Genomic DNA, 25,009 nt, shown 5'->3' on the forward strand with positions numbered 1-25,009 from the left:
CAGACCCGGACAGTCCCGCCACGACCCTTCGAGGAGGCGACGTGACCGGTCCACACCTCGGCACACGCCCCGCCGCATGGACTGCGGCGATCGTTCTCTCCGTCACCGGCAGCGCAATCGCCGGGGCCGGCACGGCCCACGCGGAGGACATCGACCACCTCACCGCGCAGCAGATCGCCGACCGCTCCCGCGACGCGCTGCTCAGCGCGCAGTCCGTGCACCTGAGTACGAGCGGGGACCTCGGCAAGGGCAGTACGCCCATGTCTCTGGAGCTCACCCTGGACCGGGACGGCAACTGCAACGGCTCGGTGGATCTCGGCAACAGCCAGGGCTCGGCGCTGATCGTGAAGCGGGGCGACGACATCTGGATCAAGCCGGACGCGGACTTCTGGAAGAACCAGGTCCCCAACGGCGGTTCGGCCTTCGCCGCGATCGTCGGCGACCGCTACATGAAGGGATCGGCCGACGACCCCCGGCTGAGCGCCCTCACCAAGACCTGTGACCTGAACACGTTCCAGAAGCTGGTCAGCGACAACGCGAACGACGACAGGGGCACGCTCAACAAGGGCGCGGAGACCACGCTCGGCGAGGCGTCCGTCATTCCGCTGACCAGGATGCGCGACGGCACCACCCTGACGCTGGACGTCGCGGCCACCGGCAAGCCGTATCCGCTGCGCCTCACGATCGAGGGCAACGGCGCGGACGCGGTCGTGGGCTTCTCCGCCTTCGACGAACCTGTGCCCAGGACCACGCCCTCGCCGGCCGACTCGTTCGACGTCAGCGCGCTGCTGGGGCGGTCGACGAGCCCGGTGTGACGGTCCCTCGCCCGGTGAGCACCACGTACAGCACCAGCGAGGACGCCAGCCCGACCGCCCAGCCGTAGTCGGCGAGGGGTTTCAGGAACGGGACCAGGCCGTCCGCCGGGAACGGCCCCTTTCCCGGCTCCGAGTGCGAGCCGCCGATCGCCAGGACGCCGCCGACGGCGAAGGCGGCGACGGCCCGCCAGTTCCAGCCGTTCGTGTACCAGTAGCGGCCGCCGGGCCGGTACAGGTCGGCGAGGTCGAGCACCGTGCGCCGGACGATCCAGTAGTCGGCGATCAGGATGCCCGCCACCGTACCGAGCAGCCCGCCGACGAGTCCGAGCCAGGTGAAGATGTACAGCTCGGGCGTCTCGGTGAGCTTCCACGGCATGATCACGACGCCGACGACGCCCGTGACCAGCGCACCCGTACGGAAGTTGATCAGTTTCGGCGCGAGGTTCGCCAGGTCGTACGCCGGTGAGACGACGTTCGCCGCGATGTTCACGGAGATCGTCGCCACCAGCACGGTCACGAGCGCGTACAGGAGCCCGAAGACGTTGTCGGTACGGGCGACCAGCTGGACCGGGTCCCAGATCGCCTCGCCGTACACGGCCTGGGAGCCGGAGGTCACCAGGACGGAGAGCAGCGCGAAGAGCGTCATCGTCGTGGGCAGACCGAGCGACTGGCCGCGGATCTGGGCGCGCTGGCCGGCACCGAAGCGGGTGAAGTCCGGGATGTTCAGGGAGAGCGTGGCCCAGAACGCGATCATGCCCATCAGGGAGGGGAAGAAGACCGGCCAGAACTCCTTGCCCCAGCCGAGCTCGGAGGGCTGGTCCAGCAGCGGGCCGAATCCGCCGGCCTTGACGGCGACCCAGACCAGCAGCACCAGCGCGCCGACGATGACGAACGGCGCCGCCCAGTTCTCGAACCGGCGAAGGGTGTCCATCCCCCGGTAGATGATGGCCAGCTCGAGGGCCCAGAACAGGACGAAGCAGAGCCAGAGCGTCCACGGCTGCCCGCCGATCTCGTTCGCCTCCGCCCAGCCGCCGAAGATCTTCCCGAGCAGGGTGAAGATACCGACGCCGCCGATCCAGGTCTGGATGCCGAACCAGGCACACGCCACCGCGGCCCGGATCAGGGCGGGCAGATTGGCACCGCGCAGCCCGAACGAGGCGCGGGCCAGCACCGGAAAGGGGATCCCGTACTTGGGGCCCGCGTGCCCGGTGAGCAGCATGGGCCCCAGCACGATCAGGTTGGCGAGCGCGATGGTGAAGACCGCCTGTTTCCAGTCCATGCCGAGGGCGACGAGACCGGAGGCGAGGAGCCAGGACGGAATGTTGTGGGCCATGCCGACCCAGAGAGCGGCGAAGTTGTACGTGGTCCAGTTGCGCCGCTCCAACGGGACGGGCAGGAGGTCCGCGTTGACGAACCGGCTGTCGTCCGGAGCGGCGTCGGCGGGGAGTTCGACGCGGTCCGGGGCCGTGGGTATCCGGTCCTGAGGCGGTGGCGGTGGGGCGGTCGATGTCATGGCTGCTGGACCCTTCGCTCGGGGACGGTGCCGTGCGGGGCGGGGGGGGTGCGTACGACCGGAGGGAAGCGGTGGTCAGCCGTTGAGTGCGGGGATGATCTCGGATCCGTAGGCGTCGATGGTCGCCTCGCGGGCGTCGTGCATGTTGTAGACGGCGAACTGGTCGACGCCGAGGTCGCGCAGGGCCTTGAGCTTCTCGATGTGCGCCTCGGGCGGGCCGAGCAGGCAGAAGCGGTCGACGATCTCGTCGGGGACGAAGGTGGTGTCGGGGTTCCCGGCGCGGCCGTGGTGGCTGTAGTCGTATCCCGAGCGTCCGGCGATGTACGCGGTCAGTGCCTCGGGGACGAGGCCGGAGTGCTCGCCGTAGCGGGAGACCAGGTCGGCTACGTGGTTGCCGACCATGCCGCCGAACCAGCGGCACTGCTCACGGGCGTGGTCGAGGTCGTCGCCCACATAGGCGGGCGCGGCTACGCAGATGGTGACGGAGTCCGGGTCGCGGCCGGCTTCGGCGGCAGCGTCCCGTACGGCCTTGATCATCCATTCGGTGAGGAAGGGGTCGGCGAGCTGGAGGATGAAGCCGTCGGCCTTCTGCCCGGCGAGCGCCAGGGCCTTGGGGCCGTACGCGCCCATCCAGACGGGCAGCCGGCCGTCCTTGACCCAGGGGATCTGGACCGGCTGACCGTCGACGAGCGCCTCGCGTCCCTCGGCGAGGTCGCGGATGACGTCGATGGCCTCGCCGAGCCGGGCCAGGGTGTTGGGGCTGCGTCCGGCGACGCGCATCGCGGAGTCGCCGCGGCCGATGCCGCAGACCGTGCGGTTGCCGTACATGTCGTTGAGGGTGGCGAAGGTGGAGGCGGTCACCTCCCAGGTGCGGGTGCCCGGGTTCGTCACCATGGGGCCCACGACGAGGCGTTCGGTGTGTTCGAGAATGCGGCTGTAGATGACGAAGGGCTCCTGCCAGAGCACCGCCGAGTCGAAGGTCCAGCCGTAGCGGAAGCCGTTGCGTTCGGCGCGTCGCATCAGGCCGACGACGGCCGAGGCGGGCGGGTCCGTCTGCAGGACGAGTCCGAAGTCCATGCCAGGTGCTCCTAGGGGTGTCTCGTCGGTCGGGGCCGGACAGGCCGCGGCGTCCGGTGCGGTGCGTCGCAAGGCGCCGGAGCGTCTTGACAGCGGAGCTGTTGGGGCGTTTCGGTAACGCGGCGAGGTGCCGTGCCGGACGCCGCGGAACCGGTCAGGGCCGGCGGGACACCGCCTGGTTGAGGTACTGACAGGTGGCGCGGGGGGTGTACATGCCGTGACCGGCGCGGCCGGTGTACGTACGGCGGTCGATGACGACCTCGCCGCGCGAGAGCACCGTCTCCACCTGACCGGTGAGCTGCCTTCCCTCGTACGCCGAGTAGTCGACGTTCATGTGGTGGGTCTCGGCGGAGATGGTCTGCCGGGCCGCCGGGTCGTAGATGACGATGTCGGCGTCGGCCCCGGGCGCGATGGTGCCCTTCTTCGGGTAGAGGCCGAACATCCTGGCCGGGGAGGCGCAGGCGATCTCGATCCAGCGGCGGCGCGAGATGTGGCCGTCGACGACCGCCTGGTGCAGGAGGTCCATCCGGTTCTCGACGCCCGGCATGCCGTTGGGGATCTTCGAGAAGTCTCCGCGGCCCATCTCCTTCTGGCCGGAGAAGCAGAAGGGGCAGTGGTCGGTGGAGACGACCTGGAGTTCGTCGTTCCGCAGCCCCCGCCACAGCGCGTCCTGGTGCTCCTTGGGCCGAAGGGGGGTGGAGCAGACGTACTTGGCGCCCTCGAAGTCCGGCTCGGCGAGGTTGTCGGTGGAGAGGAAGAGGTACTGCGGGCACGTCTCGCCGAAGACGGGCAGGCCCTTGTGGCGGGCGGCGGCGATCTCGGCGAGGGCCTCGTCGGCGGAGACGTGCACGATGTACAGCGGCGAGCCGGCGACGCGGGCGAGCTGGATGGCGCGGTGCGTGGCCTCGGCCTCCAGCGCCACCTTGCGTACGTCCCCGTGGTAGCGGGGGTCGGTGCGGCCGGCGGCGAGGGCCTGCTCGACGAGGACGTCGATGGCGATGCCGTTCTCGGCGTGCATCATGATCAGGCCGCCGTTGGACTCGGCCCGTTGCATGGCGCGGAGGATCTGCCCGTCGTCGCTGTAGAAGACGCCGGGGTAGGCCATGAAGAGCTTGAACGAGGTGACGCCCTCCGCGACCAGCAGGTCCATCTCCTTGAGCGACGAGTCGTTCACGTCGGCGAGGATCATGTGGAACGCGTAGTCGATGGCGCAGTTGCCGTCCGCCTTGGCGTACCAGGCGTCGAGTCCTTCGCGCAGGGAGCGCCCCACGGACTGGATGGCGAAGTCGACGATCGTGGTGGTGCCGCCCCAGGCCGCGGCGCGGGTGCCGGTCTCGAAGGTGTCCGCGGCGTAGGTGCCGCCGAACGGCATCTCCATGTGGGTGTGCGCGTCGACACCGCCCGGGATGACGTACTTCCCGGTGGCGTCGATGGTCCGGTCGGCGGTCCAGCCTGCCGCGGCTTCGGTGCCGTGCGCGGCGAGTGCCGCGATGCGGCCGCCCTCGACGAGTACGTCGGCGTGGATCTCGTCGGACGCGGTGACGACGAGGCCACCGTGGATGACGGTGCGGCTCATGTACCCCTCCTCACTGTGGCGGAACGGGTCTACGCACGTAGACAAGGTGCGTGATGAAGAACGTAGAAGTGGGTTACCCACTGTGGCAATACCGCTGCCGCTAACCGCTGAAGACGTTTCTGTTTCACCCGTCCGGCACTCGACCGGCCCAGTCCGCGGGCCGTTCCGCCGTCCGGGTGGTTCGCGCCCCGCGTCGTATACACGGGCTGCGCGGTACGGGACCGCCCCGGCCCGTACGGGCGAGCGCGGCGGGCTCGTGCGGGGGAACTTCGGGCGACGGGACGCCGCGGTCCGGCCGGGGCCCCGGGCCGCCGCCTAAGGGCTGTCCCGCAATTCCTGGCGGGCGCACGACGACAGCTACGGCACCTCTCCCCCGTAGCCTCAACGGCACGGGGGGACCCCCCCCGTTGTCGAAACGCCCGAATACATCCAGTATGCGGGCACCTGTCCGCCTTGCGATGCGCATCTGACGCCGCGCGCTGATCCACCAGGAATTGCGGGACAGCCCTTAGCTTCGCTCCATGATCAGAAACGGAATCATCGTCACGGCGGTGCTCTGCGCGTCCCTCGCCGCCGCTCCCCTGAGCGCCACCGCCGCCTCCGACGGGTGGCAGCGGGTCGGCTCCGGGCTCCAGGGCGGGGTGAGCGGTATCGCGCTCGTCGAGGGTGCGCCCGCGGGCCCCGGTCTGGCCGATGCCGTCGTCGTCCGGGACAACAAGGGAGACCGGGAGAGCAGGCTGGCGGCCGTACGCCTGCGGCCCGGTCAGGCTCCCGCCGTCACGGAGCTCCCCTGGTTCGGCGTGCTCCCCACGGACCTGGAGGCTCTTGACGCGGTGCCGGGCCGCCCCGGCCACTACATCGCCGTCGCCAGCCGGGGCGAGGCGTACCACATGGTCGTCGCGGACGGCCGGGCGACGGCCGAGGACGAGCCCGTCGCCCTGCCGGGCCGGCAGGTCGGCGACAACTACGAGAGTTTCGCGCTGCACCGCGACCGGTCGGGACGGACCTTCGCCGTGTGGGCGACGCGGGGCAGCGGTGCGCAGCAGGCCGTCGTGCACGCCGCTTCGGTACGCGTCGGGCCGAACGGCCTCTCCTTCGGCACGGTCTCGGCGCGGCAGGAGTTCGCCGTGCCGTTCCCGGACCAGGACGAGGTGCGCCACATCAGCGACCTGAAGGTGCTCGACGACGGCACCGTACTCGTGTCGTCGGCCTCGGACCCCAACGTGAACGACGGGCCGTTCGCCTCCGCCGTGTACGACGCCGGCCGGCTCACCGTGAACCGGGCCAATGACGCGGTACTGCGGATGAAGCCCCGGCACGCCCTCACCCCGCTGAGCCGCTTCACCCGGCAGGACAACCGGAAGATCGAGGCCATCGCCTTCCTGCCCGGACGGCTCGGCCTGTGGGGCACCGACGACGAGAACTTCGGCGGTTTCGTGACGTTCGAGCGCGTCGGGTAGCCGGGGCGCCCCGTCGGGCACGGGGGTGCGGTGTCCGGCCGGGCACCGCACCCCCGTCCTCACCCGACCGAGCGAAGCGCCTCGGCGAGGATCCCCGCGCCCTCCTCCGCCTCCGGGATGGAGAGCGAGAGGGGCGGCGCGATGCGCAGCACGCTGGTGTCGTGACCACCGCCCTTGCCGATGAGCAGGCCGCCCTCCCGCGCCGCTTCGAGCACGGCCGCGGCCGCTTCGGGGTTCGCCTCGTCCGTGCCCGGCTTCACCAGCTCGATGCCGATCATCAGACCGCGCCCGCGTACCTCCCTCACGCACTCCGAGGCCGCGCCGATCGCCCGCAGGCGCTCGATGAGCAGTCCGCCGACGCGTCGGGCGTTGCCCTGGAGGTCGTGTTCGAGGAGGTACGACAGGTTGGCGAGGCCGGCGGCCATCGTGACCGGAGAGCCGCCGAACGTCGAAATGGAGTTGGCGTCCAGGCAGTTCATGACGTCGGCGCGGGCGACGACTCCGCCGATCGACATGCCGTTGCCGATGCCCTTGGCGAACGTGAGGATGTCCGGCGGGCCGTTCCTCCCGTGCGCCTGCCAGCCCCAGAAGTGCTCGCCGGAACGCCCCCAGCCGGTCTGCACCTCGTCGGAGATCCACAGGATGCCGTGCCGGTTCAGGACTTCACGGAACGCCGCGTACAGGCCGTCGGGCGGGGAGGTGAACCCGCCCACACCCTGGATGGGTTCGGCGATCAGCGCGGCGGGCGACCGGGTGTGGCCGAGCAGGTCCTCCAGGTCCGCGACGCAGGCGGCGATGAACTCCCCGTCCCCCAGGTGCGCGTACGGTCCGCGGCTGCGGACGCCCCCGTGCACGTACAGGGTCTGGAGCGGCGAGAGACTCGTCGGCGACCAGGCGTTGTTGCCGGTGATGGAGACCGCGGAGAAGGACCGGCCGTGGTAGCTGTTGCGCATCGCAAGGATCTGGTTCGACCTGCGGTACGTGGTGGCGAGCAGCAGGGCCGTGTCGTTGGCCTCGGTGCCGGAGGTCGTGAAGAAGACCCGGGCGTCCGGGATGCCGGAGAGTGTGGTGATGCGCTCGGCGAGTTCGACCATCGGCCGGTTCAGATAGAGCGTGGAGGAGTGGATGATCCGCCCGGCCTGCTCGCTGACCGCCTTGGTGACCTCGGGCAGCGCGTGGGCGGTCATCGTGGTGAGGATGCCGCCGAAGAAGTCGAGGTAGCGGTTGCCGTCCGCGTCCCAGACGTGGCGTCCCTCGCCGTGGGTGATCTCCAGCGGGTGCCGGTAGTAGAGCGCCAGCCAGTCGGGGCTGACGGCCAGATGGCGGTGGTGCAGGCCGCTCACGGTTCCACCAGCCCTTCGTACGCGTCGGGTCGGCGGTCCCGGTAGAACGCCCACTGCTGCCGGACTTCCTCGATGAGGCCGAAGTCCAGGTCACGGACGAGGAGTTCCTCCTCCTTGTCGCTGGCCACCTCGCCGACGAACTGGCCGCGCGGGTCGACGAAGTAGCTGGTTCCGTAGAAGTCGTTGTCGCCGTACTCCTCCTGGCCGACACGGTTGATCGCGGCGATGAAGTACTCGTTGGCGACGGCGGACGCGGGCTGCTCCAACTGCCAGAGGTAGCCGGAGAGGCCGCGCGAGGTCGCGGACGGGTTGTAGACCAACTGTGCTCCGTTGAGACCCAGTTGCCGCCATCCCTCGGGGAAGTGCCGGTCGTAGCAGATGTAGACGCCGACCTTGCCGACGGCCGTGTCGAAGACGGGCCAGCCGACGTTTCCGGGCTTGAAGTAGTACTTCTCCCAGAACCCCTTGACCTGCGGGATGTGGTGCTTGCGGTACTTGCCGAGGTACGAGCCGTCGGCGTCGATCACGGCTGCGGTGTTGTAGTAGAAGCCGGACTGCTCGACCTCGAAGACCGGGACGACGATCACCATGCCGGTCTCGCGGGCCAGCTCCCGCATCCGCTGCACGGTCGGGCCTTCGGGCACGGCCTCCGCCCAGCGGTAGTGCTCGGGCTCCTGCACCTGGCAGAAGTAGGGGGCGTTGAACACCTCCTGGAACCCGATGATCTTCGCCCCTTGCCGGGCGGCCTCGCGCGCGTGTTCCTCGTGCTTGGCGATCATGGATTCGGTGTCGCCGGTCCAGGTCGCCTGGACGAGTGCGGCGCGTACGACGTGGGACATGAGCTGCTCCTTCGACGCGGCGTCAGAGAGCCTCTTCGCGTTTCTACGCCCGTAGACACGGGCGTAGGGGAGAACGTAAGCCCCGTCACACGGCGGGGCAAGACCATCGCCGTGAACCGACGGAGTCGATCACGTTTCACACCCGTGCGGTCCAGTGCCCGGGCTGGGCCGGATGGTCCTAACCGATACCCGCGATACGCAGGGCGTGCTCGATGTCCCGCTCCCGCGCCCCGGAGACCGTACGGGCCGCCGCCAGCAGGTGCGGTACGAGGCGGCGCGGGTCGCTCTCCGCGATCCTGGCCGCGTCCTGCGGTGTCCGTACGCGGACGAAGGCGCCGAGCAGCGCCTGCGCCTGGGGGCCGCGGCCGGCCCGGTCCAGGGCGATCACGGCATCGGCGATCTCGGCGGGCGGTCGTGCCACGCCCTGGCGCAACAGATGTCCGCAGTCCTCCGGTCGCCCCGCCCCGGCCAGTGCGTCCGCCGCTGCCGCCAGCTCGGCCGGGGGCAGCGAGGACACCTCCCACAGCAGGGTCGACCAGTCCGCGCCGAGCCCCGCCCGGTGGAGTTCGACGGCGAGGGCGGGCAGCAGCTCCGCGGGCCCGGCCGCCGCCTCGCAGAGCACGCCGTGGGCCTCGCCGCCGAGTCCCTCCGTCCGCATCCGGACCAGGTTCGCGACCGTGGCCCGCGCGGACCGCAGCGCGGCCTGGTCCTGAGCCGCCGGCGCAGGCCCCGGCGGGTCGCTCTCCGTGCGGGGAGCGCCGCCGAAGCGGGCGCCGCGTGGCTGGGCGGCCGCCACGGGCGGGACCGGCAGGACGGGGGCAGCGGCCACGGGGGCCTCCTCCTCGACCTCCAGCCCGGCGAAACGTGCGCCCCGCGGCTTCGTACGGGCCGGCCCGCCCGCACGGCGCACCGGCGACGGATCGGCGCTCTCGCGCGCGGCATCGCGTATGGCCGTGGGTTGCCGTGGCGGGGCCGCGGCAGGGGAGTCCGGTGAGCCGGGGGCAGTTTCCCCTTCCGCACGGAACCAGTCCGACGGCGCCGAGACCGCCGCCAGTCTTCCGCGCAGCTCCGTGCAGCGGGCCGACGCCCGGGCGTGGTCGTCGCGGGCCCAGGCGACCGCCTCCGCGTCCACCCCGCCCGCCTCGCCACCCGACCGGGCCGCGCTCAGCCGCCCGGCCGCGTTCGCCTGTTCCCGCAGCATCAGCTCCAGGCGCTCCACGAGCTGACGCTGACCGCCGGGGCGGCGGTCATGGGTGGCGGCGGAGGCGGCGTAGAGCTCGGCCGCGCGCACCGAGGCGCGCTCCGCGAACGCGGCACCACGCACCGCGGCGAGGTCCGCGAAGAGCGACTCCATGACGTCCCAGGGCGGGATCTCGGCCCCCGCCAGACAGGCCCGCATCCCCTCGGGGTCCCGCCGGCAGAAGACCCCGTACCAACCCCGCGCGGGATCGAGCAGCGCTGCCACCTCTCGCAGATGGTGCGCGAACTCTCCTATGGACACAGCATGCTGATGCACCGTCATCTTCGCCCTCGGCCGCCGTCGGCTGGAACCTTCCAGTCCGGAGGCATTCGACCGCAGTCGTGTTACGGGACGGCTACACGCACTTTTCACCCAAGGTCCGGGAGGAGCGCGGAAGTTGGCGGGCGCGCCCCCTCCGCATGCCGCATGCGGGCTCAGAAGGTGATGGCGATCCCGGTCTGCGGCCGCTTGCCGAGCCGGACGATCATCGCCGGGTAGTCGAGCAGCCAGTACTTCCAGGTGTACTTGCGGGCGATGGCCTTGCGCACACCGGTCGTACCCTGCTCGTCGAGCAGCCTGCCGGTCCCCTCGGCGCTCGGGGCACCCTCCGCGATCCGGCCGCGCACATCACAGACGGTGACGCGGACGCGACTGTCGTTGCGCAGCCGCTTGACCTTCCATGAATCGCTCTTGGTCCAGACGAACAGCTCGTTCCCGTCAGCCGCGGCCCAGACCGGCGTGGCGACCGGAGTGCCGTCCTTCCGGTAGGTGGTGAGGCTGACGTACTCGCTGCGGGCGAAGTCCTGGAGGCTCATGCCCCAACCCTACTCAGGGCCTTCGCCCTTCGCCCCGTTACCCGGCGAGTGGAACGATCTCCGGCTCCGGGGCGCACCGCAGGAGGAGTTCATCCATGGACATGCCGAGCGCCCCGGCGAGCGCCGCGACGGTGAAGAAGGCCGGAGTCGGCGCCCGGCCGGTCTCGATCTTGCGCAGCGTCTCGGCCGAGATTCCGGCACATCCTGCGATGTCGGCCATGCTGCGGCGACCGCGCGCCTCACGGAGCAGCCGGCCGAGCCGTTCGCCGCGCAGGCGCTCTTCGGGGGTGAGAGGAGTTCGAACCATGCCGTCATTCTAATACCGCTCGGACCGGTATAGTAATTGGCATGGTGCAGCTCAAGACAGACACATCCATCGAAGCCATGCGCGAGGCCGGCCGCGTCGTGGCGCAGTTGCTGACGGCCGCGCGCGAGGCGGCGGCCGTCAGCGTCTCACTCCGCGAACTCGACGAAGTGGCCCACGGGGTCCTGCGCGAGGCCGGCGCCGGATCGCCGTTCCTGAACTACCGGCCGCATTTCGCGCCGACCCCTTTCCCCGGCGTGATCTGCGCCTCCGTGAACGACGCGATCGTGCACGGCATCCCGAACGATCTGCGGCTGCGTGACGGCGATCTGGTGAGCATCGACGCGGGCGCGACGCTCGACGGCTGGTGCGGCGACTCGGCGATCAGCTTCATCGTCGGCCGCGCACGGCCCGAGGACACCCGCCTCGTCGACACGGCCTTCGAGGCGCTGGAGGCGGGCATCGCGGCGGCCGTCGTCGGCAACCGGATCGGTGACATCGCGCACGCGATCGGCACGGTCTGCCGCACGGCCGGCTACGGCATCCCGGACGGATTCGGCGGTCACGGCATCGGCCGGTCCATGCACGAGGACCCGGGCGTCCCCAACGAGGGACGGCCCGGCCGCGGAATGCCGCTGCGGCACGGCATGGTGCTGGCCATCGAGCCGATGCTGATCGGCAGCGGCCGGGACGGGTTCCATCCGGACCGGGACGGCTGGACCCTGCGTACGGACGACGGGAGCCGGGCCGCGCACGCCGAGCACACGGTGGCCATCACGGACGGCGGCCCCCGGATCCTGACGGCCCTCTGACGGCCTCCGGCCGGGAGGGCCCGGCCTTCCGGTCAGTTGTTCTTCAGGAACTCCCTGGCGAGGTCTTGCCCGGCGGCCACCGCCGCGCTGTGGCTCTCGATCGGCGAGACGACGGAGTCCTTGAACAGGATGTACGTGACGCCGGATCCCACGCCGCCCGCCTTCGGGTCCGGATCGATCCCCAGCGCCTCGGCGGTGGCGTAGGAGGCCTCACCGATGATCCCGGCGGGTCCGGTGTCGCCGACGACGGCGTACTCCACCTTTCCCTCGTGGACGACGGCGACGACACCGCCGCCCTTGATCCCCGAGCTGCTGAAGTCCCAGAGGGAGCTGCGGCTCGGCACCACGACGTACGGGAGTTCCTCCGCGTTCAGCGGCCGGTCGCCGGAGGTGTGGAACGCGGTGTCACCCTGGAACCACGGGTCGGTGTCCACGTTGCAGGCCTTGGTCACCTGGCCGTCGCAGTCGATGTCCAGGTCGGCCTTCCAGAACACGGCTCCGTTCATCCCGCACACCGGCACGGACGGCGAGGCGCTTTCGTCCGTACGGTAGGAGCCGTTCGAGATCGGTTTGCACGCGGCGACCTTGGCCAGCAACTCGGCCGCACCGACGGCACCTTCGCCGGAATCGGCAGGAGCGGGGCCATCGGCAGGAGCGGGGTCGTCGGAAGGGTGGGGCGGGGCGGTCCCGGCCGGACCGGTGTCGGACGCCGGGCGGGCATAGGCGGCGGGAGTGAGATCCACCGCCACCGGACGCGCTTTCGGCACCGGCGTGAACACGGCGGACCGCAGGACCAAACCGCCCCGGGCCGCGGGCGTCAGGGATCCGGACGCGAGCAGGGCGGCGCCGGAGACCGTGGCGAGGGCAAGCGTTCGCATACGCACCGTGGGGGTGCCCTTCTGTGAGGAGTCTTTCCCTTGCTGAGATCAGCCAAGACGCCCCCCGACATGCCCCCGTCGAGGCTGCGGGGCCGGTCCGGCGCGCATCTCACCGCGCCCGACCGACCCCGCCCGTACGACTACTGACGAACCATCACACCCCTATCGGGACGGCCTCACCACCATGGCCGAACCGCCGCCGCGCCGCTCCGTCTCGGCCGCCGCCAGCCAACGCCCGTCCGGCAGCCGCTGCACGCCCGTCGCCGCCCCGATCTCCGGGTTGGGCTTGAAGACGTGCCCCAGGGCTTCCAGTTGGGCCCGGACCGGGCTGTTCCACAGCCCCGGTTCGAGCTCCGTGGCCGCCGCGTTGCGCTGGCTGGCGCGAGGCGCCGCGATGGCGTCCACCAGCGGCAGGCCCCGGTCGACCGTACCGATCAGCGACTGGAGCACGGTGGTGATGATCGTGGCACCGCCCGGCGACCCCAGGGCCAGCACCGGCTTGCCGTGCTTCAGCACGATGGTCGGGGAGATCGACGACCGCGGCCGCTTGCCCGGACCCGGCAGGTTCGGGTCGTGGACGGCCGGGTCGGCCGGTGCGAACGAGAAGTCCGTCAGCTCGTTGTTGAGCAGGAATCCGCGCCCCGGCACCGTGATGCCGCTGCCGCCGGTCTGCTCGATCGTCAAGGTGTACGCGACGACGTTGCCCCACTTGTCGGCGGTCGTGAGGTGTGTGGTGTTCTCACCCTCGTACGTCGTCGGCGCGGCCTTCCCCGTACCGGCGCAGTCACCGGGGTGGCGCGGGTCCCCCGGGGCGAGCGGGCTGGTGAGCACCGCGTCGTCCCTGATCAGGCACTCCCGCGAGTCGGCGAACCGCTGACTGAGGAGCTCCTTCGTCGGCACGTCCTCGAACGCCGGATCCCCGACCCAGCGCCCGCGGTCCGCGAAGGCGATGCGGCTCGCCTCGATGTAGCGGTGCAGGTACTGCGCCTGGCTCGCCTTCGAAAGATCGGTGGACTCAAGGATGTTGAGGGCCTCGCCCACCGTCGTGCCACCGGACGACGACGGCGCCATGCCGTAGACGTCGAGCCCGCGATAGCCGGCCTTGGTGGGTGCCTGGCGCAGAGCCCGGTAGGAACGCAGGTCCTTCGCGGTCAGGTCCCCCGGACGCACCACCCGGGCCGACGCGGGGTCCACGGGCGGATTGCGTACGGTCCGCACGATGTCGTCCGCCAGCTTGCCCCGGTACAGCGCGTCGACCCCCTTGCGGCCGACCTCGTCATACGTACGCGCCAGGTCGGGGTTCTTGAAGACCGAACCGACCTCGGGAAGGGCGCCGCCCGGCAGGAAGAGCTTCCGGGTGGCGGGGAAGTCGGCGAACCTGGCCCGGTTGCCCTCGGTCTGCGAGCGGAACGTGCTGTCGACGACGAATCCGTCGCGGGCCAGCCGCTCGGCCGGTTGCAGGACCTGCCGGAGCGACCTGCTCCCCCAGGCGTCGAGGGCGGCGTCCCAGGTCGCGGGGGTGCCGGGGGTCCCGACGCCGAGGCCGCTGGTGACGGCGGACTCGAACGCGATGGGCTTCCCGTTCTCCAGGAAGAGGGAGGAGTCCGCGCTGCGCGGCGCGGTCTCGCGGCCGTCGATCGTCTCCACCGTGCGGGTGCGGGCGTCGTAGTGCACGAAGTAGCCGCCCCCGCCCAGCCCCGCCGAGTACGGTTCGGTCACCCCGAGCGCCGCCGCGGTCGCGACGGCCGCGTCCACCGCGTTGCCGCCCTTGCGGAGCACCTCGATGCCCGCGGCCGTCGCATCGGCGTCGACGCTGGAGACCGCTCCCCCGTATCCGGCCGCCACGGGTGACTTCGGAGGCGGTGGGACCGGTGGCGCGGAGGAGGACGGAGCGGCTGCCCCGACCGTCACCACAACGGCGAGAACACCTAACAACGACACATTCCGCGCAACGGAACGCCTCATGCGCACCTCCAGTGAAGGATTGTCCGCGCAGGGTAACGCCGCTCCGGCAGCCCCGTCAGGACCGCCTCGAACTTGAGGCCGAATGCCCGCTAACATGCCCGCCCATGACTGACGACGTACGCAACATCGTGCTGGGCGTGATAGCCGCCGGCCTCAGCGCCGCCCTCGGCTGGCTCGCGCGCACCTATATCTGGCGCCGCAAGCTCCGCCGCAAGCAGGCGTTCTTCGGGCTGCCGGGCAACTCGGAGTGCCTGCTCGTCGTCAACCGCGACGCGGGTGGTGACGGTGCCGTCCACCGGCACGACGTCTTCGCCCTGCTGGAACTCTCCGCGCTGATCAAGGACTGCTCGGCACATGCCCAGATCCTGGCGCACGACATCGCCCAGCAAGGGTTCGGCGAACGGACCGAGTTCTGCGTCGGCGGCCCCGTATCCAACCGCCGGATGGCCGCGCACCTGCACTCCCTGCTGCCCGGCGTGAAGATCAACACGGACGCCGAGCCCGGCCCGGACCGCAACGCCTTCCAGATCGGCTCGGAACGCTACCGGGTGGAGAAGGGCGTGGCCGAGTACGTGATCCTGGCACGGCTGACAGCCGGTCAGGAAGCCCGCCCGGTCTTCCTGTTCTGCGGCCAGCAGGCCATCACCAACCAGGCGGCGTCCCGTTACCTGGCCCGCAACTACGAGCGCCTCGCCCGCAAGCACGGCAACAACACCTTCTGCCTGCTGCTAAAGGTGGTCAACTCGCAGGCGTACGGGCCCGATGTGGTCGAGCTGGTATCGGACGTGACCCGTGCCGCGCAGGCCCCCGCACCGACGCCCACGCCGCGGACGTCCCACCGCGCCTCGGGCTGAGGACCACGGGGCCGGAGGCCTGGGCGGTCGGACCAGTCGCCTGTCGCCTCGCCGGTCCTCGCGGGTGAGGTCGCACGCGCGGCGCGCCAGAGCCTCCCGGGCCGGTCCTTCCGGGGCCCGGTCGGCTGGAGGGTGGTCGTGTCGATCCGGCCGCCGATCTCTTCCACGTCGGTGCGGCTGTGCGTGGGCACCGCCGGCCAGGCACGCGAGGAACCCGAGCACGTTCTGGGCGCGGCGGGCGGCTGCTCGCGCGGTGATGTGAACAGTCGTTCACCGATCTTGCCCGCGGATCATGTCCGCCGGCCCTTGGCGACGAGCTTCCGGGCGACATCGTTCCGGACTCCGTACACCTCCAACCGGCACACGGTCAGGGCGCGTCCGCGCTCCCCCGTGGGGTGGAGGCGGATCATCATGCAGCATGACGTGGCGGGCGGGGCGGTGCGAGAGGTTCGGATCATGACGACGACGGATCCCGCCCCGCCTGAATCTCGCGTGCCGCCGGTCCCACCGCCCCCGCGCTGGGCCGTGTGTGCCGCCCATGTGGCGGCCTGGTCGACCGTCCCCTCCGGGGTGTGGCGCGTCGCGCTCGTGCTCGGGGTGCCGGTCGGCGTGATGGAGCGAGAAGAGTTCCTCGCCGCCTTCCCGCACCATTCCCCTGTGCTCGGCCTGGCTTACGTACTGCTCATAGGTGGGGTCGCGGAAGCCGCTTCGTACCTGACGCTGGGCCTGGTACGGCCTTGGGGGGAAGTGGTGCCGCGCTGGATTCCGTTCCTCGGAGGTCGCCCAGTCGACCACGGGATCGCGACCCTCGCAGCTTCACTGGGAGCCTTCGCGGTCACCTTCCTGTGGTGGGTCCTCTTTCTCGGAGGACTGCTGACCTCCCCCAGTCCGGATCCCGGCGTCTCGGTCGGCGAAGCCCTCTTCGTCGCCGCCTACGCCCCACTCCTCCTGTGGGGTCCACTCCTGGCCGTGGTGACCCGGTCCTACCACCTACGACACAAGACCTGTCCGTGATGATGATCGAATGCGGGATCCCCCTGATTGTGGGAGTGGAACCCGATGGTCGTACCGGGGTCAAGGAGGCGGCGCATGGCCAACGTTGTGAATCTGACCTGCTATCCCGTCAAGGGGTGCGCGGGCACGTCGATGAGCGATGCGTTCATGACTCCGGCGGGCCTCGCGCACGACCGCAGCTTCATGGTCATCAGCGAAGACGGAATCTTCCGCACGCAGCGCCGGCACCCTCGTCTCGCGCTGATCCGGCCGGCCGTCAGCGCCGACGGCACCCGCCTCACACTCGACTCGGCCGACAGTACGGCCGGTCACGGCACAGTCCGCCTCGATGTAACGACAACCGCGCCACGCCGAGACGTCGATCTGTTCGGCGCCGCCTTCCAGGGGATCGACCAGGGTGACGAGGTCGCCGCCTGGCTCTCGGAGGTCCTCGACGCTCCCAGCCGCCTGGTCCGCGTGCCGCCGGAGCACGACCGGATCGCCGATGGCCTGATCCCTGGCCCGTCCGGCTATGCCGACAGCAGCGCCGTGCACCTGTTGTCCTGCGCCTCCCTCGCCCTCCTCAACCGTCGGATGGCCGAGCGAGGCGCCCCGCCCCTGTCGATGGGGCGCTTCCGCCCCAACATCGTCGTCGACGGCCTCGACGGCCACGACCACGAAAGCGGCGGCGACTGGACGGCCCTGCCGCACGCCGAGGACCGCGCACGCCGCATCACCATCGGCAGTACCGAGTTGGGCTACGCCAAACTCGCGGTGCGATGTGCCGTCACTCTGGTTGCGCAGGAAGTCGGGGCACGGCAGGGGCCGGAGCCCTTGCGCACGCTCGCCGGCTACCGACGAGCGGCGAACGGAGGCGTCGTGTTCGGCACGAAGTTCTCCGTGATCACGCCGGGGAAGCTGTCGGTCGGCAACGAGGTGGCTGTGAACGAGTGGGGCGACGCCGAACCGTGAGGACACCGGCCGCGACGGAGGATCTACCCGCTCGTGAGGGATCCGGCCGTGGACGGGGTTCCCGTCACGGTCGCGTGCCGGGTCCTGAAGCTCGCCGGACAGCCCTGCTGTCGCCGACGCCACGAGCGCCCACGACGCCTGCGCGACGGCTCTCGGTCTGGGCGAGCAGATCGAGCCGTCCGGCGACTTGCGCGACAGCTACCGGCTGCTGTCGAGCCATGCCAGGCGGCACGGCCTCACCACCACCGAGGATGCGCTCCGCACGCTGCGTGTGGCACGGGCGGAGGGCGTCCCCGAGGAGACCGCGCCGCTCGATGCGCTGCTGACGCTGATGGCGGCCATGGACGACGAACGCGTGGTACGCGACTAAGGCCCGCTCGCGCTGCGCATCCTCCAGGAGGACGCCGTCTCCGCCCCGGCCGCCGGCGGCTCCGGTACGCCCGACGGCCGTCGCCTGCTGTCCGAGCTCGACGAGCAGCTCACCCGTTACGGAATCTGCCCGGCCACCAGTGGCGCCCTGCTCACCGTGCTGCTCTTCCTGGACTCCGTCGGCGACCGGACGCTCGGCACCGCGGTCCGGGCGTGACCGCCACCCGGCCCACGCCGGCTGGCGGGCCCCGCCGCTCGGCTCGATGCTGTTCCCGGCACCGTCGGCATACCCCGTTCCGAGAAGGGCCCTGAGCGCATGGACGACCCCTCTTCGGCGGGCAGCGTGCGCTCCCGCCTGGAACTACAGGCGATCCAGGAGCTGTTGGAGTCCCAACGGCGCCGGGTCACGGCCTATGCCGACCTCCGGCGGACCGGTTCCCCCGCCGCCCCCAGGCACTCGGCCGCGCCGCACGTGCCACCCTCGCTCCCGCCCTCGGGCCAGGAGGTACTCGACGCCCTCCCCGTACCGGCCCTGTTGCTGAGCCCCGTCCTCGGCGAGGACGGCGAACTCCAGGACGCCCGCTACCTGCGCCACAATCCTCTGGCCGCCGACGACGCGGCCGCCCGGTTCCCTCCAGGCACCGTGCCCCCATGGACCGCGCCGGCCTCGCTGTTCGAACGCTTCCCCGGTTTGGCCCGTACCGCGGTCCCCCGCATGCTCACCGACGCGCTCCGTCACGGCACGCCGCAGGGGCCGGAAACGGTGCAGTGGGTGGCGAACACGCACTCAGGGCCGGTTCGAATCCACGACGAGGTCCGTATCGCCCCCTGCGGTGACCACTTCCTGCTGACCTGGGAACGCGGCAACCGGCTCCGCATGGCGGCCGCCGCCCAGCGGCTGGTACGCACCTGCTGGGCGGAGTGGAATCTCAGCGACCACGGTGTCGAGCCCTCCCGTGGCTTTCGCCACGTGCTCGGCCTGGCCGACGACGCTCCCCTGCCCGGCCTGTTCGACCTGGCCGCCGCAGCAACGCCGGACAGCCTGCCCGCCCTCTACCAGACGCTGTACGACGTCATCCTGCGCAAGCGCACCACCGAGTGCGAACTGCGCCTGCGCGGCAGCGGCAACCGTGTGTTCCGCATGGTCGCCGAACCCGTACGCATCGCCCCCGGGAGCCTCGTGTGGGCCATGCGGGCCGTCCTCATCGACGTCACCACCGACCGGCGGCGGCGCGAAGCCGCACAGCGCTCCGCACTCGAGGCACACCGCGAGCACGAGCGGGCCGACACCGTGGCGGAAATCGCCGACACCCTGCGCGAAGCGGTACTGCCCCACTTCCAGGACGAGCTGGACGCCTACGGGCTCGAAGCAGCGGCCGTCTACCGCCCCGACGCCCGCGGGGCCGGAGTCGGCGGGGACTGGTACAAGGCCCGCAGACTGCCCGACGGCCGCCTCCTGATCGCGCTGGGCGACGCCCGCGGACACGGACTGGAAGCCGTCACCCTGATGGCCAAACTGCGGTACGCGCTAGCCGGTCTGGCCTACACCCAGGAGCCCGTCGAACGGCTGACGCAGTGGCTCAACGAGGTGGCTTGCGGCGACGGCAACGAGTCCACCGCCACCGCGATCATCGCCCGCTACCACCCCGAACGCGCCCTGCTCCGCTGGACCTGCGCCGGCCATCCGCGCCCCGTCCTGCTGCGCGACGGCCGCGCCACCCAGCTGCCGACGCCCGACGAAGGCCCCGGCCTCACGCTGGGTGTCCTGCCCGGCACGGACTACGCGGCCACCGCCACACCGCTGGAGGTCGGCGACATCGTCCTGATGTACTCCGACGGTCTGACCGAGCGCAGGCCTGCCGACCCGGACCAGGACACGAAGCGCTTCCTCAGGGCGAGCGAACACTCTTTCCAGGAAGCCGCCCCGGGCGTCGGCCACGTCGGGCTCCAGGACTACATCGAGCGCCTCGTCACCCGCCTGGACGGCCCGCACCGCACCGACGACGCGACCCTCCTCGCCCTGCGCCGGATCGGCACGTAACGCGGGCCGGTGCACCGCCTACACGTTCCGGATCGCTGTCTGCGGCTCTTCGCCGGGGCAACGCGGCGAGGGTGCGCAGGGCAAGGACCGCCGCGAGTAGCCGAACCGCGTCGACGCACTTCCGGCTGTCAGCCTGCGTTGAGCCCCGGGTCAGTCGCGCGGAGTCTGCGCGAGGAAGGCGCCGAGACCCTCCAGCAGCCGGTCGGCGTCCTCCTCATTGTTGTACGGGGCCAGGCCGATCCGCAGCCCTCCCGCGTCGCCCAGCCCCAGGTGGCGCGAGGCCTCCAGGGCGTAGAACGAACCCGCCGGTGCGTCGACCCCGCGCTCCGCCAGGAACCGGGACGCGTCCGCCGCCGACCTGCCCGGAAAGGTCACCAGCAGCGTCGGGGTGCGCCGGGCCGCGCGCGAGTGCACGACGATGCCGTCGAGAGCGGACAGACCCTTCTCGATACGGACCCGCAGGACGTCCTCGTGGGCCTCGATCTCCTCGAACGCCGCGGCCAGCCGCTCCCGGCGGGTGCCGTCGACGCCCGGTGCGAGCGAGGCGAGGAAGTCCACCGCGGCCCTGGCCGCGGCCAGGAACTCGTACGGCAGGGTGCCCAGTTCCAGCCGCTCCGGGACCGCGTCGGTCGACGGCAGCAGCTTGTCGGGCCGCAGGGTCTCCAGCAGTTCGGGACGGCTCGCCAGCACGCCCATGTGCGGGCCGAGGAACTTGTACGGGGAGCAGACGAGGAAGTCGGCGCCGAGCGTGTCCAGGCGGACGGAGCCGTGGGCCGCCAGGTGCACGGCGTCCACGTGCAGCAGGGCGCCCGCCCGGTGGACGAGCTCCGCGACCGCGGGCAGGTCGGGACGGGTGCCGATGAGGTTGGACGCTCCGGTGACCGCCACCAGGCGGGTTCGCGCGGACAGTAGCCCGTCGAACCGGGCGGGCGTCAACTCCCCGCTGTCCGGCTCGAAGTCGACCCACCGGACCGTCGCACCGACGGCCTCCGCCGCCTGCACCCAGGGGCGGATGTTGGCGTCGTGGTCGAGACGGCTGACCACCACCTCGTCCCCCGGCCCCCAGCCCTTGGCCAGGGTCCGCGCCAGGTCGTACGTGAGCTGGGTGGAACTGCGTCCGAACACGATGCCGCGCGGCTCCGCCCCCACCAGGTCCGCGAGCGCCGCCCGCGCCCCGGTCACGATCGCCTCCGCGTTCCGCTCGCCCTCGTTCTGCGTGCCCCGTACGGCGAGCGGACGGGACAGGGCCTCCACGACCGCGTCGATCACCGGCTGCGGGGTCTGGGTGCCACCGGGCGCGTCGAAACGGGCCGACCCTGCCGACAGGGCCGGGATCTGCGCACGGAGCGCGGGGACGTCGAGGGGCATGCGGTTCTCCTGGACATGAGCGGGGGGGGGCGGAACCGGACCTGGGTGGCCCAGGGGCGGCTCCGGCTGCGGCTTCCGGGGTTGATCCTGCCTTGTGTGTGTACAGGGCACGCGCCCGGGTCCGCGACGCGGTGCGCGAGGTCTGTGGGGACGGTGGCCCCGCACGCGACGAGCCCGGGAGAGACATGATCGGGCGGCTGCCTCGCGGCGCGGTGCGCGTCCGCGCCGTACCCTCGCTTCGCCTCAGTGCTCGTTCATGAGCTCAGCGGGGTTCATGAGCCGGTGGTTCGACCGCTCACGGCCGGATCCACCGCCTCAGCGCCTCGACCGTGTTCTCCGGCGCCGTGTTGAAGCACAGCCGGATCCCGGGCGCCGCCTCGGTGAGGACGTTGAGCAGCCGCTCGAACAACAGAGTGTTCTCCGGCAGCATGCGTACGCCACCGCCGATCATGGCCAAGCCGAACGCATGCCGCCCCAGGTGCTCCCGTACGGTCGCCTCGGCGTGGTCCGGAGAGGTGTCGATCAGACACGCGACGACATCGAACCCCGACTCGCGCAGCGCCGCGTTCCCGGCTTCGACCCGGGCGGTGAAGGCCGCCTCGTCGATGCCCTCGGGCATCCGGCTGTAGTCGAGTGCACGTGGATGCACCCCGATGGACAGGACCTTCGTGTCTTTCGGCAGAGGCGCATGTGTCGTCGGCAGGCCCATGGGCGGTGCCCTCTCTGTTCGTGTCGCGTGACTTTTCCGGTGTACCACGGAAGCCGGGCGGGGATCCCGCTCCGCCTGTATTCCCCCCTGCCCCCCCTCCGGCACAACGGCGATGACGTCTCCGGACACGATCCGTGGCGGGCCGGCCCCGTTCGGCCCACCGCGCCGCGCGGCTGGCGGATCGACAACTCCGCCATGCCGAGCGGGGGCGTCACCGAATGGCGGGGCTGGTCGTTCGCGACCGACGAGTTCTGGACCGGAGCGGAGCCGGGGCAGGGACGCGAAACCAACGTCCGGGCCCGGAACGTGTTCGCGGTCGCCGACTCCGACGAATGGGACGACAAGGACCACGGCGCCGGGCCGTTCGACTCCACGCTGATCGGCCCGACGTACAGCGTTCCGGCCGACGGGACGTTCACCGCCGCATACGTGACCGACTACCGGGTCGACGGCCCCCAGACAGGCGACGTCCACGTCTCCTGGGACGGCGGGGAGCCGCAGCTGCTGACGTCCTACCGCTCCGACGTGAACAGGGCCGAGCGGCTGAAGGTGTCCGCGCCGGCGGGCGCGGACACCTTCCGGCTCCGGTTCCGGTACACGGGCACGAACAGTGCCTTCTGGACCGTCGACCGGGTCGAGATCCAGGACGCCGGCTGACTCATGCGGCCGCGGACCGGCTCAGCCCATCGGGTAGAAGTCGGGCTCCGGCATGAGCCTCGCGACCGAGAACGGCTCGGACTCCTGATCCGTCAGCCCTCTCAGGTCACGGTCACGACACCCGCTCGAACTGGAGCAGCAGGAGCGCCGAGTCGTCGTCACCGCCGCCGCCCGTGTAGTGGTCCACGTCGGCGCGCAGCTCCTGCAGCGCCCGGTCCGGAGCGGGGTGGGAGAGCGGGCCCCCGGCCCGGTCCCGGACGGGATAGAACTCGCCCCGGCCGTCGCGGGCTTCGCTGAGTCCGTCGGTGTAGAAGAGGATCCGCTCCTCCGGGGCGAGGACGAGCCGGGCGGCGGCAGGGCCGGGGGTGCGGGGGCAGACGAGGCCGGCGAGGCCCAGAGGGAGTGCGTGCTCGGAGGGCCGGGCGAGTTCGAGGTGCCCGTCCGCGCGCCGTATCAGCGGAGCGGGGTGGCCGTAGTTCAGAAGGTCGACCGTGCCGTCATGAAGGGCCTCCGCGATGACGCCCGTGACGAACCGCTCTCCGTCGGTCCGGGTTTCGAGGGCCTCCTCGATGCGCGGCGCGATCTCCCGCAGGCCGAGTGGACCGCGTGCCGCGTCGCGGAAGGTGTGCAGGACGACCGCGGCGGTCCGTAGTGCCTCGATGCCCTTGCCCTGGACATCGGCGATCATGACGCGCACTCCGCCCTCGCAGGGAACGGCCTGGCAGAGGTCACCGCCGACCCTCGCGGACTTGGTCGCGGACAGGTACGAATCGGCCAGCGTGAGGGGACCGACCTGAGCCGGCAGCGGGGGAACCAGGACGTCCTGCACCGCCTCCGCGACCTCCCGTACGTCCACCAGGTCCCGCTCCGCCCGCCGCCGGACCCTGCTCACGTAGCAGGCGGCGGCAGTGACGAAGGCGATCCCGCCCAGGGCCACCAGCATCCTGGTGTTCCCGAAGTGGTCGTCGACGAGCGCGCTGACCAGGCAGAGCGCGGCCGAGAAGGCACCCACGCCCAGGACGGTCCGTGAGGTGCCGCGAGCGGCCGCCAGGGCGGGCCCGGCCGTGTAGAAGGGGAGGAGACCGAACCCGGGGCCCGCGAGGATCGAGGCCGTCGCCACGATCCCCATCGCGGCGGCGGGGATCACCCATGGCTGGTGGGCCGTGGACGTCTGCGCGAGCATCTGATCATCCTTCCCTGAGGCGGGACTTCACCAAGGCCTCACCGAGAGGCCGGACTTCGCCGAGGGGCCGGAATTCAACGAGGGCCGGAACTCACTGAGGGTCCGGGTTCTCCGCGCGGCTGCCGAGGCAGCGGTACATGACCCTGCCGGTGCGTTCCGCCGTCCGGCGCGAAACGGCGCCGCGGTCCGGAGCGGAGCGGCCTTCCGTCTGACCTACCAGCCTAGGGCGCCCGCCCCCCGGCATCACGAGGCGCCCGTCCTCGACCGGCGGGACCTTCGCCCCGGCCCTCCCGGGACCACCGGCCCGGGGCGGAAGTCCCGGGCGCGGGCGGTCGCCGCTCGCGACGTCCGTCCCCGGCGCCGGCCCGGCGTTGGCCCCCCGGCCCGCGACAGAACCACAGGTCAGACGATTCCCCCAGGTCACAGGGAGTGGCGTAACACCGGCGAAACATGAAGGCGGGTACGGTCTGCAGCCCTGAACAGATGAGGGAGGCGGAACATGACCACGACCACGGGCCGGGCGGCGCAGGCCCGGCGGGCCGCCGACGCCTTGCGGCAGCGCATCGTCGCCGGTGAGTTCGAGGACGGCAGACTCCCCGACGAACACGTGCTGAGCCGGTCGCTCGGCGCCTCGCGCAACGTCACCCGGGAGGCGCTGAACCTGCTGCGGGACGAGAACCTCGTCGTCCGGCGGCGCGGCATCGGCACCCTCGTCACCGCGCACACGTACCGGCACGGACTCGACCGTCTGGCGGGGCTCGCTGAGGAGCTCACCCCCTATGGCACGGTCTCCAACGACGTACGTGAAGCACATGTCGTCCCGCAGCCGCCCCCGGCGATCGCCGAGCGTCTCGCCCTGCCCCCTGGGTCGGAGGCCGTGTACATCGAGCGGCTGCGCCGGCTCGACGGCAGCCCGCTGTCCCTGGACTCCACGTGGCTGGCCCCCGACATCGGGCGGCCACTCCTCGAACGCGACCTGGCGGGGCGGGACTTGTTCGCGCTGATCGAGGAGGTGACCGGGGCCGCCCTGGGCAGCGCCGAGGTCACCGTGCACGCGGTCACCGCCGAGCCGGACATCGCCCGGGTGCTCGATGTCGCGGACGGGGCCGCGCTGTTCGCCATCGACCGGCTCACGCGGCTGTCCGACGGGAGGCCGGTCGACGTGGAGTCCCTGCGTGTACGGGCCGACCGCTTCGCGCTGCGCGCCGTACTGCCGAGGAGCTGAA

At 71.4% G+C, this 25,009-nt stretch carries 23 protein-coding genes; 10 read left to right on the forward strand and 13 right to left on the reverse strand.

The genetic code is table 11. From position 1 onward, the window contains the following. Positions 1-41 precede the first annotated feature (41 nt). Positions 42-815 (forward strand): hypothetical protein, encoded by a 774-nt coding sequence (locus tag OG959_RS03920; protein WP_326656605.1) that lies wholly within the window; start codon positions 42-44, stop codon positions 813-815. Here the strand turns inward: OG959_RS03920 and OG959_RS03925 are convergent. The 3 genes from OG959_RS03925 to hydA all read right to left on the reverse strand — a co-directional run bounded on the left by OG959_RS03925 (position 778) and on the right by hydA (position 4,981). Next, positions 778-2,328: an NCS1 family nucleobase:cation symporter-1 gene (locus OG959_RS03925; protein ID WP_326656606.1), complete on the reverse strand. Its 1,551-nt coding sequence runs from the start codon at positions 2,326-2,328 to the stop codon at positions 778-780. The two genes, OG959_RS03920 and OG959_RS03925, sit on opposite strands and share 38 nt — an antisense overlap. Before the next feature lie 75 nt (positions 2,329-2,403). Further along, on the reverse strand, positions 2,404-3,405 hold the full coding sequence (locus OG959_RS03930) for a TIGR03842 family LLM class F420-dependent oxidoreductase (protein ID WP_326656607.1): 1,002 nt from the start codon (positions 3,403-3,405) through the stop codon (positions 2,404-2,406). Between the two features lie 154 nt (positions 3,406-3,559). After that, positions 3,560-4,981: a dihydropyrimidinase gene (gene hydA / locus OG959_RS03935; RefSeq protein ID WP_326656608.1), complete on the reverse strand. Its 1,422-nt coding sequence runs from the start codon at positions 4,979-4,981 to the stop codon at positions 3,560-3,562. Between the two features lie 521 nt (positions 4,982-5,502). Between hydA and OG959_RS03940 the strand changes: the two genes are divergently transcribed. Then, positions 5,503-6,441: a hypothetical protein gene (locus tag OG959_RS03940; RefSeq protein WP_326656609.1), complete on the forward strand. Its 939-nt coding sequence runs from the start codon at positions 5,503-5,505 to the stop codon at positions 6,439-6,441. A 59-nt stretch (positions 6,442-6,500) separates the two neighbouring features. Here the strand turns inward: OG959_RS03940 and OG959_RS03945 are convergent, their stop codons facing one another. The 5 genes from OG959_RS03945 to OG959_RS03965 all read right to left on the reverse strand — a co-directional run bounded on the left by OG959_RS03945 (position 6,501) and on the right by OG959_RS03965 (position 10,985). After that, entirely contained in the window at positions 6,501-7,784 is a 1,284-nt protein-coding gene (locus tag OG959_RS03945; RefSeq protein ID WP_326656610.1) for an aspartate aminotransferase family protein, read from the reverse strand. After that, entirely contained in the window at positions 7,781-8,623 is an 843-nt protein-coding gene (locus OG959_RS03950) for a nitrilase-related carbon-nitrogen hydrolase (RefSeq protein ID WP_148021768.1), read from the reverse strand. Before OG959_RS03950 ends, OG959_RS03945 begins: the two co-directional genes overlap by 4 nt. A 178-nt stretch (positions 8,624-8,801) precedes the next feature. Then, on the reverse strand, positions 8,802-10,145 hold the full coding sequence (locus tag OG959_RS03955) for a hypothetical protein (protein WP_326656613.1): 1,344 nt from the start codon (positions 10,143-10,145) through the stop codon (positions 8,802-8,804). 152 nt (positions 10,146-10,297) lie between these two features. Further along, positions 10,298-10,678 (reverse strand): PPOX class F420-dependent oxidoreductase, encoded by a 381-nt coding sequence (locus OG959_RS03960; protein ID WP_326656614.1) that lies wholly within the window; start codon positions 10,676-10,678, stop codon positions 10,298-10,300. Between the two features lie 37 nt (positions 10,679-10,715). Further along, on the reverse strand, positions 10,716-10,985 hold the full coding sequence (locus tag OG959_RS03965) for a helix-turn-helix domain-containing protein (RefSeq protein WP_326656615.1): 270 nt from the start codon (positions 10,983-10,985) through the stop codon (positions 10,716-10,718). Between the two features lie 41 nt (positions 10,986-11,026). Between OG959_RS03965 and map the strand changes: the two genes are divergently transcribed. Further along, positions 11,027-11,794, forward strand: coding sequence for a type I methionyl aminopeptidase (gene map / locus OG959_RS03970; protein WP_326656616.1), 768 nt, complete (start codon positions 11,027-11,029; stop codon positions 11,792-11,794). 32 nt (positions 11,795-11,826) lie between these two features. On the opposite strand, the gene OG959_RS03975 is transcribed toward map, so the two are convergent. Both OG959_RS03975 and ggt read right to left on the reverse strand, forming a co-directional pair. Continuing rightward, entirely contained in the window at positions 11,827-12,672 is an 846-nt protein-coding gene (locus OG959_RS03975) for a glycoside hydrolase family 75 protein (RefSeq protein ID WP_326656617.1), read from the reverse strand. A 162-nt stretch (positions 12,673-12,834) separates the two neighbouring features. Continuing rightward, positions 12,835-14,637, reverse strand: a complete 1,803-nt coding sequence (gene ggt, locus OG959_RS03980) for a gamma-glutamyltransferase (RefSeq protein ID WP_326656619.1) — start codon at positions 14,635-14,637, stop codon at positions 12,835-12,837. A gap of 104 nt (positions 14,638-14,741) precedes the next feature. On the opposite strand from ggt, the gene OG959_RS03985 reads away from it, so the two are divergent. From OG959_RS03985 to OG959_RS04005, 5 genes are all read left to right on the forward strand, one after another. After that, a complete protein-coding gene (locus OG959_RS03985) occupies positions 14,742-15,491 on the forward strand; it encodes a hypothetical protein (protein ID WP_326656620.1) in 750 nt (249 codons plus the stop codon). A gap of 456 nt (positions 15,492-15,947) precedes the next feature. Then, positions 15,948-16,505, forward strand: a complete 558-nt coding sequence (locus OG959_RS03990; RefSeq protein WP_326656621.1) for a hypothetical protein — start codon at positions 15,948-15,950, stop codon at positions 16,503-16,505. A 75-nt stretch (positions 16,506-16,580) separates the two neighbouring features. After that, complete coding sequence (locus tag OG959_RS03995) at positions 16,581-17,456, forward strand: MOSC domain-containing protein (protein WP_326656622.1); 876 nt, start codon at positions 16,581-16,583, stop codon at positions 17,454-17,456. A 187-nt stretch (positions 17,457-17,643) separates the two neighbouring features. Beyond that, positions 17,644-17,826 carry a hypothetical protein gene (locus OG959_RS04000; protein WP_326656623.1) on the forward strand — a complete coding sequence of 61 codons (183 nt, stop codon included), beginning with the start codon at positions 17,644-17,646 and terminating at the stop codon, positions 17,824-17,826. A gap of 315 nt (positions 17,827-18,141) precedes the next feature. After that, positions 18,142-19,866, forward strand: a complete 1,725-nt coding sequence (locus OG959_RS04005; protein WP_326656624.1) for a PP2C family protein-serine/threonine phosphatase — start codon at positions 18,142-18,144, stop codon at positions 19,864-19,866. Positions 19,867-20,016: 150 nt separating this feature from the next. On the opposite strand, the gene OG959_RS04010 is transcribed toward OG959_RS04005, so the two are convergent. Together OG959_RS04010 and OG959_RS04015 are read right to left on the reverse strand one after the other, a co-directional pair. Continuing rightward, the gene (locus OG959_RS04010) at positions 20,017-21,234 is read right to left on the reverse strand and encodes a cysteine desulfurase-like protein (RefSeq protein WP_326656625.1); all 1,218 of its coding nucleotides are present in this window, start codon (positions 21,232-21,234) and stop codon (positions 20,017-20,019) included. Between the two features lie 295 nt (positions 21,235-21,529). Beyond that, positions 21,530-21,883, reverse strand: a complete 354-nt coding sequence (locus tag OG959_RS04015) for a hypothetical protein (RefSeq protein WP_326656628.1) — start codon at positions 21,881-21,883, stop codon at positions 21,530-21,532. A gap of 255 nt (positions 21,884-22,138) precedes the next feature. Here OG959_RS04015 and OG959_RS04020 point away from each other — a divergent pair, with 255 nt between their 5' ends. Further along, entirely contained in the window at positions 22,139-22,600 is a 462-nt protein-coding gene (locus tag OG959_RS04020; protein WP_326656630.1) for a hypothetical protein, read from the forward strand. Between the two features lie 112 nt (positions 22,601-22,712). On the opposite strand, the gene OG959_RS04025 is transcribed toward OG959_RS04020, so the two are convergent. After that, positions 22,713-23,783 (reverse strand): PP2C family protein-serine/threonine phosphatase, encoded by a 1,071-nt coding sequence (locus OG959_RS04025; RefSeq protein ID WP_326656631.1) that lies wholly within the window; start codon positions 23,781-23,783, stop codon positions 22,713-22,715. A 499-nt stretch (positions 23,784-24,282) separates the two neighbouring features. Between OG959_RS04025 and OG959_RS04030 the strand changes: the two genes are divergently transcribed. After that, positions 24,283-25,008 carry a GntR family transcriptional regulator gene (locus OG959_RS04030; RefSeq protein WP_326656632.1) on the forward strand — a complete coding sequence of 242 codons (726 nt, stop codon included), beginning with the start codon at positions 24,283-24,285 and terminating at the stop codon, positions 25,006-25,008. Position 25,009: the final 1 nt, after the last annotated feature.

Source organism: Streptomyces sp. NBC_00385 (assembly GCF_035917155.1).
Taxonomy (GTDB): domain Bacteria; phylum Actinomycetota; class Actinomycetes; order Streptomycetales; family Streptomycetaceae; genus Streptomyces; species Streptomyces poriferorum.